The organism is Solibacillus sp. FSL W7-1324 (genome assembly GCF_038008025.1).
Lineage (GTDB): Bacteria > Bacillota > Bacilli > Bacillales_A > Planococcaceae > Solibacillus.
Window position 1 is genome coordinate 2,395,968 of sequence record NZ_JBBOYH010000001.1, and the last position, 13,339, is coordinate 2,409,306.

11 protein-coding genes and 1 other annotated feature are annotated in these 13,339 nt (G+C 41.0%); of the genes, 1 reads left to right on the forward strand and 10 read right to left on the reverse strand.

The window, feature by feature from the left end; genetic code table 11:
- Positions 1–45: 45 nt before the first annotated feature.
- From MKY71_RS11915 to MKY71_RS11925, 3 genes are all read right to left on the reverse strand, one after another.
- Positions 46–1,293 carry a bifunctional folylpolyglutamate synthase/dihydrofolate synthase gene (locus MKY71_RS11915; protein WP_340732743.1) on the reverse strand — a complete coding sequence of 416 codons (1,248 nt, stop codon included), beginning with the start codon at positions 1,291–1,293 and terminating at the stop codon, positions 46–48.
- A complete protein-coding gene (locus MKY71_RS11920) occupies positions 1,290–2,561 on the reverse strand; it encodes a bifunctional folylpolyglutamate synthase/dihydrofolate synthase (RefSeq protein ID WP_340732744.1) in 1,272 nt (423 codons plus the stop codon). The genes MKY71_RS11915 and MKY71_RS11920 overlap by 4 nt, the downstream gene beginning before the upstream one ends.
- Before the next feature lie 100 nt (positions 2,562–2,661).
- Complete coding sequence (locus MKY71_RS11925; protein ID WP_340732746.1) at positions 2,662–5,304, reverse strand: valine--tRNA ligase; 2,643 nt, start codon at positions 5,302–5,304, stop codon at positions 2,662–2,664.
- A 57-nt stretch (positions 5,305–5,361) separates the two neighbouring features.
- Positions 5,362–5,677, reverse strand: a binding site (T-box leader).
- Between the two features lie 117 nt (positions 5,678–5,794).
- Between MKY71_RS11925 and MKY71_RS11930 the strand changes: the two genes are divergently transcribed.
- On the forward strand, positions 5,795–5,986 hold the full coding sequence (locus tag MKY71_RS11930) for a hypothetical protein (protein ID WP_339172208.1): 192 nt from the start codon (positions 5,795–5,797) through the stop codon (positions 5,984–5,986).
- 52 nt (positions 5,987–6,038) lie between these two features.
- On the opposite strand, the gene MKY71_RS11935 is transcribed toward MKY71_RS11930, so the two are convergent.
- From MKY71_RS11935 to hemA, 7 genes are all read right to left on the reverse strand, one after another.
- On the reverse strand, positions 6,039–6,644 hold the full coding sequence (locus MKY71_RS11935; protein ID WP_340732748.1) for an alanine racemase: 606 nt from the start codon (positions 6,642–6,644) through the stop codon (positions 6,039–6,041).
- A gap of 63 nt (positions 6,645–6,707) precedes the next feature.
- Complete coding sequence (gene hemL / locus MKY71_RS11940) at positions 6,708–7,997, reverse strand: glutamate-1-semialdehyde 2,1-aminomutase (RefSeq protein ID WP_340732749.1); 1,290 nt, start codon at positions 7,995–7,997, stop codon at positions 6,708–6,710.
- A gap of 1 nt (position 7,998) precedes the next feature.
- Entirely contained in the window at positions 7,999–8,979 is a 981-nt protein-coding gene (gene hemB, locus MKY71_RS11945; protein WP_339195152.1) for a porphobilinogen synthase, read from the reverse strand.
- Positions 8,976–9,719 carry a uroporphyrinogen-III synthase gene (locus tag MKY71_RS11950; RefSeq protein ID WP_340732751.1) on the reverse strand — a complete coding sequence of 248 codons (744 nt, stop codon included), beginning with the start codon at positions 9,717–9,719 and terminating at the stop codon, positions 8,976–8,978. The genes hemB and MKY71_RS11950 overlap by 4 nt, the downstream gene beginning before the upstream one ends.
- Complete coding sequence (gene hemC, locus MKY71_RS11955; protein WP_340732752.1) at positions 9,709–10,641, reverse strand: hydroxymethylbilane synthase; 933 nt, start codon at positions 10,639–10,641, stop codon at positions 9,709–9,711. Before hemC ends, MKY71_RS11950 begins: the two co-directional genes overlap by 11 nt.
- 23 nt (positions 10,642–10,664) lie before the next feature.
- Positions 10,665–11,492, reverse strand: a complete 828-nt coding sequence (ccsA, locus tag MKY71_RS11960; RefSeq protein ID WP_340732753.1) for a cytochrome c biogenesis protein CcsA — start codon at positions 11,490–11,492, stop codon at positions 10,665–10,667.
- Positions 11,493–11,630: 138 nt separating this feature from the next.
- Positions 11,631–12,986 (reverse strand): glutamyl-tRNA reductase, encoded by a 1,356-nt coding sequence (hemA, locus tag MKY71_RS11965; protein ID WP_339172223.1) that lies wholly within the window; start codon positions 12,984–12,986, stop codon positions 11,631–11,633.
- Positions 12,987–13,339 lie beyond the last annotated feature (353 nt).

A 13,339-nucleotide genomic window follows, 5' to 3' on the forward strand; every position in this document is an offset into this window, starting at 1 on the left:
TATATCGCAATATACAAGCTTTTACCAAGTTTGGTCATTAATTATTCATTGCATATTTCGTCGAATTTCACTCAGTAAGTATAATGAACCGGTAACAATCCGTACGGTTTCACCTAGTACTGGGCCCTGTAAAAATTCATTTACGTCATCCACGATATGTTTTTCCATCGCCTGACTATGATCGTAAAGAGTCATTGCCTGCATTGCCCGTTCATTATGAATATTGGCGAAATAAAAAGCATCCCCGACTTCTTCCAATAGCCGTAATATTGTTTTAACATCCTTGTCCGCAAGTAAACCGATGACAAACTCGATTCGCTTGTTCGGAAAATGTTCTTTTACCGTATCGATCAATGACTGGATACTAGCAGGATTATGTGCTCCGTCAAAATATAAGTTCGGTCGAATTTGTTCAAAACGCCCGGCAAGTTTAGCATTGTTCACACCTGTACGGATCTTTTGATCATCTATCGGCAATTCAAAATTCTTTAACACTTCCAAAAATGCTGTAATGGCCAAAGCCATATTATGTCCTTGGTGTTGTCCTAATAACTGACGGTGCAAGTCCGTAATGTTTAGTTGCAGTAGCGGATATTTATATGCTTCTTCTCCTCCATTTTTTGAAATGAAAAAGTCGGTACCGAACTTGAATAACGGCACATTTTTCTGAGCGGCTTCCTTTTCGAAAACTTCGGTAACCTCATTTGTCATCTGTCCTATGACCGCTGGACGGTTCTCTTTCAATATTCCGGCTTTGTGATACGCGATACTCGTTAATGTATTGCCTAAAAAATTCGTATGTTCCAAAGCGATGCTCGGGACAACCGAGACAATCGGTGTCACCACATTTGTGCTGTCTTCCCTGCCGCCCATACCTGCTTCGATTAACACTAAGTCCGGCTTTTGCTCGGCAAAGTATAAAAGCGCAACAGCCGTTAATAGCTCAAAGTCCGTCAGTCTTCCGCTAAGTCCGGCTTTTGCCATCTGCTGAAACATCCTGTCCATCTGCTCATTTGTGATGGAACGGCCATTAATCTGGATTTGATCATGAACATCTACAATACAAGGCGACATAAACTTCCCGACTGATAACCCGTACTCTCGTGCCATCCCTTCAATAAAAGCCAATGTTGAACCTTTACCGTTCGTTCCTGCTAAATGAACTACATTCAGCTGTTTTTCAGGTTGTCCAAGCAGACGAAGTGCGGATTCAATAGCATCCAAACCCGGCTTGATCGCTCGTTCACTTTCCACTTGCCAACGCTCTTTGTATACATCCAGTAACGGAATCATGAAATCCAACCTCTCTCTGCAAAATAACTGCGCACTTCAGCGATAAAATATAAAGACCCGGTAATAACGAGTAGCTCATCTTCAGCCAAATGATTCATCTCTTTTTCAATTAGCTCCTGCCAGTCCGAATGCATAAACTTATTTGGATGTGCGCTTTGCTCATATAGCTGCTTTGCTGTCGCCGCACGCGGCAAGCTAATTTGTGTGAAGTGCATTTCCGATGCGACATCATCCATTAAATTTATACTGACACCATGGTCCTTATCCTGTAATGCTGCGTACACAAACTTCACTTTATGCTGTGGTGCCGTTTCCTTTAATGTATCTATGAGCGCTGTCGTCCCTTCCGAATTATGAGCTCCATCCAAAATTATATTGGGGCGCACTCTTTCAAAACGGCCTTCCCACTTCGCATGCTGCAAGGCCAACCTTACTTTTTGCGCATTAAATGACGCGAGGTATAATTTTGCTGCCGTAATGGCAAGCGCGGCATTCGCCATTTGATGTTCCCCTGCCATCGCAAGTTCAATTTCCTCGATTAGGACATTTCCACAGTAATCAAAATAGGTACCTTTTTGATTTTCCACATGAAAGTGTTCTCCCAATGTATAGATTGGAGCATGAAGCTGTGCTGCCGTTTGCCGAATGACCGCGAGCGCTTCGGCATTTTTCACTCCGACAACGACCGGCGTACCTAGTTTAATAATCCCGGCTTTTTCTGCGGCGATTTCGGCATATGTCTCCCCGAGCATATCCGTATGCTCAAGCGATATTGTTGTAATGACACTTACTTCAGGCGTCACAACATTTGTCGAGTCCAAACGCCCACCAATTCCGGTTTCCAGCAATGCGATATCCAACGGCTGCTCCGAAAAGTATTTTAGGGCAAGCAATGTCACGAACTCAAAAAAGCTCGGGAATTTCCCGCCCAATTTATTTTCAATAACTTCCGCAAGTTCATTTGCAATACGTAAAAAATCTTCATCTGAAATTTGCTGTTTATTGATTGTCACCCGTTCATTGGCACGCTCAAGATGCGGAGAGATAAAGGCACCCACCGTTAAGCCATGCTCCATAAAAATCTCCCTTGTTGCATTTAATGTTGAACCTTTGCCATTGGAGCCGGCAAAATGGATAAATTTAGTTTTTTGTTCCGGATTGCCAAGCGCATCGAGGATGATCTTCGCTGACTGTAATGGCTCACCTTTATATTGGCTTGCTTTTAATTTAAATATAAAATCTGTGCATTGCTCCATCGTTTGAAACATTATGTTCTCTCCCTAATACGGCTAATATGTATATGTAATAAGTATTATTATAGCTGAATTAAAAGAAAGAGGCACCGTTATACGGTACCTCTCTTTGGCATTACATATTTTTCAGTTCTGCAATGCGTTTTTCAACTGTTGCGTATTTAGCTTCATAGTCCGCAAGTTTTTCGCGTTCTGTCGCTACTAATGCTTCCGGCGCTTTTGATACGAATCGTTCATTCGATAATTTTCCGGAAACTAATTTTACTTCCTTCGCCCATTTGTCGAGCTCTTTTTCAAGACGTGCGATTTCTTCTTCGATATTGATTAAGCCTGCAAGTGGCATGAAGATTTCTGCGCCTGAAACAACTGCAGACATCGCCTGTGCTGGTGCTTCAAGTTTTGCCCCGATTGTTAAGCCATCCGGGTTACAGAATTTTTCAATATAGCCTTTGTTTGCTTCAAGTACTGCCGATGTTTGTTCATCTTTCGCTGAAATTGTCATCGGTACTTTTTTGCTCATTGGTGTATTCACTTCTGCACGAATATTACGTACTGCACGGATAATATCCATTAACAGCTGCATATCTCCTGCTTCTGCAGTGAAGTTGAACGCCGGATTTACAGTCGGCCATGCAGCAACTGTAATTGACTCTCCTTCATGCGGTAAGTGCTGCCAAATTTCTTCTGTTACGAAAGGCATGAATGGGTGCAGTAAACGCATCGTGTTATCTAAAACGTGAGCAAGTACTGAGCGAGTCGTTAATTTAGCTGCTTCGTCTTCACCGTATAATGGCAATTTCGCCATTTCGATATACCATGAACAGAAGTCATCCCAAATGAAGTTATAAAGTTCACGGCCTACTTCACCGAACTCGTATTTATCAGATAATGTAGTCACTCGGTCAATTGTTTCGTTCAAGCGTGACAGAATCCATTTATCGGCTGTTGAAAGATTACCTGTTAAGTCGATTTGCTCATATGTCAGGCCTTCCATGTTCATCAATGCAAAACGAGATGCATTCCAGATTTTGTTTACGAAATTCCAAGTCGATTCTACTTTTTCTGTAGAGTAACGTAAATCCTGACCTGGTGATGAACCTGTTGCAAGGAAGTAACGCAGTGAATCCGCACCGTATTGGTCGATTACATCCATCGGGTCAACCCCGTTACCAAGTGATTTGGACATTTTGCGTCCTTCAGCATCACGAACTAAACCATGGATTAAAACGTCTTTAAATGGACGCTCGCCTGTAAATTCTTTCCCTTGGAAGATCATACGGCTTACCCAGAAGAAGATGATGTCATAGCCTGTTACTAATGTATTTGTCGGGTAATAGCGCTTGAACATTTCAGATTCTTCATTTGGCCAATCCATTGTAGAAAACGGCCATAAAGCAGATGAGAACCATGTATCAAGAACATCTTCATCCTGTGTCCAATTCTCAGCATCTTCAGGGGCTTCTTTACCTACATAAAGCTCGCCTGTTTCTTTGTTGTACCAAGCCGGAATTTGATGTCCCCACCATAATTGACGGGAAATACACCAGTCATGGATATTTTCCATCCAGCGGTTATATGTGTTTTCAAAACGGTTTGGTACGAAGTTAACTTTTTCGTTTTCATCCGCCTGCATTTTTAGTGCTTCTTCCGCAAGTGGGCCCATTTTTACGAACCATTGTTTAGAAAGGTACGGTTCTACAACAGCATTCGTACGCTCAGAGTGGCCTACTTGGTGTACATGTGGCTCAATCTCGATTAATACGCCTGCTTCTTGTAGATCAGCAACGATTTGCTTACGGCATTCGAAACGGTCCATACCAGCATATTTACCGGCTAGGTCATTCATTGTACCATCTTCGTTCATAACTAAAATACGTTCCAGGTCATGACGGTTCCCAACTTCAAAGTCGTTCGGGTCATGTGCCGGTGTCATTTTTACAACACCTGTACCGAATTCCATATCTACGTAGTTATCTGCAACGATAGGAATTTCACGGCCTACGATAGGTAAAATAACTGTTTTTCCTACTAAGTGTGCATAGCGCTCATCTTCAGGGTGTACAGCTACACCAGAGTCACCAAGCATTGTCTCCGGACGAGTTGTGGCAACGCGTAATTTACCTGAACCATCAGCAAGCGGGTATTCCATATGGTAGAATGCACCTTCTACTTCTTTATGGATTACTTCGATGTCTGAAAGGGCTGTTTTGGCAGCCGGATCCCAGTTAATAATACGCTCACCGCGGTAAATATAGCCTTTTTCGTATAATTTAACAAATACTTCTTTTACCGCATCCGATAAACCTTCATCAAGTGTGAAACGCTCTTTAGAATAGTCTAAACCTAAACCTAACTTCGACCATTGTGCACGGATGTGTGAAGCATATTCTTCTTTCCATTCCCATGTTTTTTCAAGGAACTTTTCACGGCCAAGATCATAGCGGGAAATCCCTTCACCGCGTAATTTCTCTTCAACTTTCGCCTGTGTAGCAATACCCGCATGGTCCATACCTGGTAACCATAGCGCATCATACCCTTGCATGCGTTTCATACGAATTAAAATATCTTGCAATGTTGTATCCCAAGCGTGGCCAAGGTGCAGCTTACCTGTTACGTTTGGCGGTGGGATAACGATAGAATATGGTTCCTTTTCGCTTGTTGGATCCGCTTCGAAAAACTTGCCTTTTAACCACCACTCATAGCGGCCGGCTTCAGTTTGTTGCGGATCATATTTTGTTGGCATTGTAATTTCCGACATGATGAATCTCTCCTTTGTCAACTTATTATTGGACATCAAAAAACTCCCTTCGTCTTAAAAAAGGACGAGGGAGTTAATTCGCGGTACCACCTTTATTTCCGGTCGGGTTTAGTCAAGCGCACGCATTATTCTACCTGACAACACTTCCTTTAGATTTTTGTTTTAAAAGAAACGTGCATGCAGTACTCTGCGGCCTTGCAATGCCCAATCGGCACTTCATTCGATAACGGTGTTCAACCGGATCCTAGCTACTATTAGTTCACTAAGTCAGCTCCTAGGCTACCTTCTGCATGGTTGATGGAGAAACTTTTCAGCTGCCGTTTCCTCTCTTGCCATCAAACTCATACGTACTCTTCCTAATCTTCGCTTCAATTATATAGTTGCACTTTATTTTAAGCTGTTTTTTATGAAATATCAAGCACGAATGGAGAATATACTTTAACACGTTATTTGCGCTCTTCACATATACTATGCAAAAGGAGTCTGGACATTGCGAAAAAACTACAATCCATATTTATTGCCTCCATGGCTGCGGAAATTCCGTTTCTTTATGCGCCATTGTATTTTGCCGATTACGATCTTTCAGGCGATCCGAACGGTCTTCCTTCCGACAACGGGTGATATATTATTGCTGGCCATTCTAATTTTATTCACTTACTTATTGCTCACAGATTTTATTTAAAATTTTAAATCAAAAAAATGTTCCGTAAGGGTCAATCTTACGGAACATTTATTTATTTTTTCAATTGTATTTGCACACGGCTATATGCATCGGCCAACTGTTCCAGGAAATCAAGCTCATGCGGGACGGTTTGGGCCATCTGCGTAGACTCTACTTCTTTTTCCGCTTGAAGTCGGGGTTGTACTTCTTCTGCAGGCTGTTCGGCAACGATTGGCTGTTCCACAACGGTTTCTTTTACTGGTGCTGGTTCTTTTACTTCAGGAATTGCTTGTACTTTCTTTTCCACATCACAATGGACAGCCCAGCTACATGAGCAGTAGCCATTATTCGGTTCCACTTTAATATCATTTATGCGAAGTGAAACAGCTTCAATATCTTCATTCGGAAAATCTACTGAAAAAGGCAGGGCGTATTCGAAATAACCTTGGTCTTTTTCAATATCCATATGTTCGATATAGATGCCTTCCTCAACATCTTCCTCGCGTGCTACGTGATCAAATTGAATATTTCCTTTTACAACATAAATGCCTCTTACTACAACGGAATCTTCGCTAATCTCTTCATGCCATTTTGGTTCTACTACTATTTTAGAATTCTCTTGAACATTTCCTAATTGCTTTGGAAATGTAAATGTTTCTTTCATTTCCCACTGTTGCATAAAAAATCCCCTCCCTACGCTTACATTATGCATAGAAAGGGAATTTATGATTTATTTATGAGATTATCTCGCTAATTTTTCAAAGACATTATGGAATGCCTGAACTGTTTTTGCGATATGTTCTTCCGTATGCGCCGTCGAAATAAACAGTCCTTCAAATTGTGATGGCGGCAGGAAAATGCCTTCTTCGGCCATTAGTTTGAAGTACTCTGCAAACAGCTCTAAATCCGAACTTTTCGCCGAGTCAAAATCGGTAACATCTTCGTTTGTGAAGAAGAAACCGATCATTGAGCCTGCACGGTTCACTGTATGCGGAATATTGTATTTTGTCGCTGCCGCGCGGAAACCTTCTTCCAACTGGTCTCCCAGTTTGCGGAAGTATTCATATGATTCTTTGTTCAGGCGGCTTAATGTTTCATAGCCGGCTGTCATGGCAAGCGGATTACCTGATAATGTACCTGCTTGATAAATCGGACCTGCAGGCGCGATTTTCTCCATAATTTCACGCTTACCGCCGAATGCACCAACCGGTAAACCTCCGCCGATTACTTTACCTAAACAAGTAAGGTCCGGTTTAATCCCGTAATATTCCTGGGCACAGCCATAGTCTACACGGAAGCCTGTCATAACTTCATCGAAAATTAAAACCGTTCCATTTTCTTCAGTCAGTTTACGCAGACCTTCAAGGAAACCTGGCTGTGGCGGAACAACACCCATATTCCCGGCAACCGGTTCTAAAATAACTGCGGCTAAATCGGCACCGAATTTTTCGAATACTAATTTTGCAGATTCCAAATCATTGTAGGCAACTGTTAAAGTATTTTTCGCTATATCAGCCGGAACACCCGGTGAGTCAGGTAAACCAAGTGTCGCTACACCTGAACCTGCTTTAATAAGCAGTGAATCCCCATGACCGTGATATGAACCTTCGAATTTTAAAATTTTATCGCGTCCTGTAAACCCGCGCGCTAAACGAAGTGCAGACATTGTTGCTTCTGTGCCTGATGATACAAAACGAATCATCTCCACTGAAGGCAAACGGTCCATGACAAGCTTCGCCAATTTGTTTTCCGAAACAGTAGGTGCACCAAATGATGCGCCTTTAGCTGCCTGTTCCTGAATAGCCGAAACAACTTCCGGGTGTGCATGTCCTAAAATTAAAGGACCCCATGACAGGACATAGTCAATATATTCATTGCCATCGATATCTTTAATGACTGCACCTTTGCCCGAATCCATAAAAATCGGATCAAGGTTTACTGATTTGAATGCACGTACAGGAGAGTTTACTCCACCCGGCATTAAATCAACCGCTTCTGTAAATGCTGCTTTTGACTTTTCATAACTACGCATATTATTTTTCCTCCAACCAACGACAGACGTCTTTTGCATGATAAGTAATGATTAAATCGGAACCTGCACGCTTCATACCTAGTAATGTTTCCATTACTACCGCTTTTTCATCGATCCAGCCATTTTGTGCAGCTGCTTTTACCATTGAATATTCGCCTGATACATTGTACGCCACAACAGGTAATGGGAAGCTGTTCTTTACATCACGGATAATATCCATATATGCCAATGCAGGTTTCACGATTAGGAAATCTGCACCTTCTTCAACATCCGAAGTTGCTTCACGAATCGCTTCCATTCGATTAGAAGGATCCATTTGGTACGTTTTACGGTCACCAAACTGTGGTGCTCCTTCTGCCGCTTCACGGAATGGACCGTAATAGCTAGAAGCGTATTTCACCGCATAGGACATAATCGGAATATGCTGAAAACCTGCTGAATCCAATCCTGCACGGATCGCTGTTACAAACCCGTCCATCATGTTCGATGGTGCAATGATATCAGCACCGGCTTTCGCTTGAGAAATGGCTGTACGAGCCAACACATCAAGTGAAGGATCGTTTAATACTTGATCGCCTTCAATGACACCACAATGACCGTGGTCCGTAAATTCACATAAGCACGTATCTGCTACGACAAGAAGCTCTGGATGACGTTCTTTAATTAAACGTGTCGCTTCCTGTACGATACCGTGATCATGGAAAGCACCAGTACCGACTGCATCCTTTTCTTTAGGAATACCAAAAAGCAATACCGCACGAATGCCTAAGTCTACAATTTCATCCACTTCCGCAGCCAAGTTATCCAAAGATAATTGGAACACGCCAGGCATTGAACTTACAGGGTTTTTTACATTTTCCCCTTCAATAATAAACAACGGATAAATAAGATCTTCTTTTTGTAGGTACGTTTCTTTTACGAGTGCACGCATCGCTGCATTTTGACGTAAGCGACGGTGACGTTGGAAATAAAGTTCTGTCATTTTGTCTGTTCCTCCAGGATGAGCTGTTCAATTACAGCTTGCATCGTATAGATTTTCGGTTGCACTATTGGCTCAACCCCGTATTTCTCAAGGGCTGCTGTTGTTACATGACCAATCGATGCAAATTTCACACTTTGCCAATCTACATGCGGCACAATATGCTCAGCATAAATATCTACTGCAGATGGACTGGCGAATATTACAATCGGATGTTTTTCTGTCAGCAGGCACTCTGTTAACTGCGAAAAATATTTTCTGCAAGGACGTGTTTCATAAACGGTCCATTCATCTGCACCGGTACCTTCATGAATCGTCTTTTTTGCCAACGACCCACGGACAAACAATGCCCGTTCCCCTGGCTTCATCGAAAATTCCTTCACAAATACATCCGCGCTGTAAACAGTCGGCATAAAATGAATTTCATAGCCGTGCTCCTGTAATAAAGCAGCAGTCTTTTCACCGACAGCCGCAATTTTCATTGTTACAGGAATCGACTGTTCATGCCGGATACATTTATCGATAAAGTTTTTCACCGCATTTTGGCTTGTAAAAATGAGCCACTGGTATGCAGGTAATTGACGAAAATAGAATTCATCTTCCTTCGAAACCTTTTCTACTGTCTCGATTAATGGATAATTATAAACTTTCCCGTCATGTTGCTCAATCAATTGCTCTACTGACCTTACAACCTTCGATCCTGTAATAATCAATGTTTTTCCTAAGAGCGCATTACTCGGCATCTAACTCAGCCTTTACTTTTTGAATTAAGTCAAAGGCACCTTGCTCAGTTAATTTTGCGGCAACTGCTTTACCCACTGCATCCGCATCAGTCCCTGTTAATGTTTCCTTATAAAATACAGAAGCATCCGGTGCTGCCACTAAACCTGTTAAAGTTATCGTTTCACCATCAACTGTAGCATAGCCGGCAATCGGCACTTGGCAGCCGCCATCCATTGCAGCTAAAAATGAACGCTCTGCATGTGCAGTAGTCCATGTTGTTTCATCCGTTAATTTTGCCAGTTGTTCAAGCAGCTCCGCATCATCCGCACGGCATTCAATTCCTAAGGAACCTTGCGCAACAGCTGGAAGGCAAATATCTGCATCTAAATATTCCGTTACGACATCATCGCTCCAGCCAAGTCGTTTTAGCCCCGCTGCAGCTAGAATAATGGCATCGAAATCTTCTGTTTCCAGTTTCTTCAGGCGAGTATCGACATTTCCACGAATCCACTTAATTTCAAGATCTGGACGTGCCTGTAATAATTGTGCACTGCGGCGTAATGAACTCGTTCCGACGATTGCACCTTTTGGCAGATCGGCAAATTTCACATGACCATTTGAAATGAAGGCATCTCGTGCATCTTCGCGAGGTGGAATACAGCCGATGATCAGTCCTTCAGGCAATACAGCAGGCATATCTTTCATCGAATGCACCGCAAAATCGATTTCTTTATCATAAAGAGCTTGTTCGATTTCTTTAACGAATAGACCTTTACCGCCAACTTTAGAAAGCTGTACATCTAAAATACGGTCGCCTTTTGTTACAATTTCCTTAATTTCAAAATCAAATGGTACGCCAGCTTCTTTCAATTCATTAATAAACCAGTTTGTTTGTGTTAATGCTAATTTACTTTTTCGAGATCCTACAATAATTTTTCTCACGTTACTCCGACCTTTCTATTCTGCTAAACCCACAGATGGAAATTTGATAATTTGCTGCCGAGGAAGAAATTAATGACAACGAGTAAAAATAAGTAGATATGCACCTGTGCATATACCATGCCGATTAACTTTCCTTTCCGATGCAGCAAAAAGATAATTAAGTAAACAATCGATACGATAAACGAGCCTAAAATTTTCACATCGAAAACGGAAACATCCTCTAATGTTAAAAATGCCCATTCTAACCCTAAAATTAAACTTATTAACAGCAATGGAATACCAATAATGGTCGATAAATTAATCCACTTAACCATTTGCTGCAGGCTTGGCAATCGTGACCATAAATTCGTTAATTTTTTCTGCTTTAATATGCGATATAAAATTAAATACAGCAGCGAAAAGACAAACGCAACCGAAAAAGCGGCGTATGACACAATCGCAAAACTGATATGGATTAACAGCATTTCTGAAACTAATGAATCACTGACAATCTGATCATTAGTTTGCGGTGCAAATAAATGAATTGTCATAAAGACAAAGCTCAATACATTAATAAAAAACACCGGTAAATCAACTTGTACTATACAATGGAGGATAATCGAAAGCGTCGTTAAGAGCCATGCATAAAAGAAGACCCCTTCATACAACGACAAAATCGGAAATCGCTTCGTTTCAATGATAAATAAGACGATAAATAATGTTTGCAATACCCAGACGATGGAAACAAACCAGAAGGCTACACGTCTGAATTTCATATTTTTATAAAGGTAGTCTGTAAAATAGAGTACGATACAGAGCCCATAGAGAATGATCATGAGCTCATATAATCTTGTCATTACCATTTCTGTCATATGCACCTTCTCCTGATGGAAACTTACTAAAAAAGCGCTTTCGCTATCTATAATTTTACCATATAGATACGAAAACGCTTATGATTTATTTGAATAAAGTGCTTCAATAAGGCTCAATGTCTATTGGCTATTGTTCAATTAATAAGAGAAACCTGGTTTTAATGTTGCCTCTTTTGCTGTTTCACTGTTTTTTACTTCCGGGCGTAATTGCTGTACTTCTTGCTGCACTTCGTCTTCAATCCCGAAGATTTGCTGGAATAAAGCAAGCTGTGCTTCCGCATTTTTCTCGTTTGCAAGTTCTTTTGCTTGTAGAATCGGCGTTTTCAAGAGCTGATTAATAATCGATTTTGTATGCTTGTTTAAAATTTTGCGTTCGCGCTCCGTTAAATTCGGCATTTTGTTTTCGATACTCATCATTGTTTCTTCTTGAATAGATGCCGCTTTTTTGCGTAAAGCAGAAATGACAGGCACGACACCAAGTGTATTAAACCAATCTTTAAATTGAATGATTTCCTCTTGAATCATCGTGTTAATTTCATTTGCCGCACGTTCCCGTTCTGCCAAGTTGGCTTGTACAATTCCTTGAAGGTCATCAATGTCGTACAGGAATACATTCGGTACATCGCCAATACGCGGATCTAAATCTCGCGGTACTGCGATATCGACCATAAATAACGGATCGCCTTTACGGAATTTCGCTACATCTTTCATCAAGTCATAATCGATAACATAGTCAGTAGCCCCAGTTGAACTGATTAAAATATCCGCTTCCAGCAGCGTACATTGCAGCTCATTCATCGCTTTTGCATCACCATCAAACTTCGACGCCAAATTTTGAGCTTTTTCAAATGTACGGTTAATCACTGTTACTTTTCCTACACCATTTCCGTACAGGTTTTGAATCGCAAGCTCACCCATTTTCCCTGCGCCTAAAATGGCTACATGCTTATCTTTTAAAGAACCAAAGATTTTTTTGGCAAGCTCCACGGCAGCATAAGAAACCGAAACAGCATTTTCCCCAATCGCTGTTTCACTATGCGCGCGTTTTGCAAATGTTACGGCCTGTTTAAATAATTGGTTATAAACTGTACCAGTTGTCCCAATTTCCTGACCTTGTAAAAAACTTTTCTTTACTTGTCCTAAAATTTGCGTTTCCCCAAGCACCATGGAATCGATACCAGCCGTTACACGGAATAAATGGTTTAATGACTCATCTTCTTCACGGATGAATAAGTGATCTTCAAATTGTTCCATCGGTATGTTAAACCAGTTCGCCAAAAATTGCTTAACATAATAGCGACCAGTGTGTAATTGATCGACAACCGCATAAATTTCAGTACGGTTACAAGTAGAGATTATTACATTTTCCAATATGCTTTTTTGTTTTTGCAGCGCTTCCATAGCATTCGGAAGATCTGATTCGATAAATGAGAGCTTTTCACGAATTTCTACTGGCGCTGTTTTATAATTCAGGCCTACTACTAATGTATGCATGAACCTCCACACCTCACACGTTCTAATTCATAGTTTTTATTGTAACATAATGACAGCATGATTCTAGCTTAGTTTGTGAACATGCTTTGAAAGTATTTACTAAACGTATTTAATTAAATCCAAAACGACTTTAAAATTGTCAGTAAATGTTTAAATCTTTGTATCTATACCCTAACTTCAGAAAAATACATCTTGTCACAGAGTGTGCAAGATGAAATCTTTTCGTAAAAGAAATTTATATTGTTAAATTAGAATTATTCTAATGTAAGTCTAACAAAGTTCGACACAGATTTCAATCATTCGAACCAAAAAAGAAGCTCACTTTATAAGTGAGCCCAGATTGTCGACAAAAG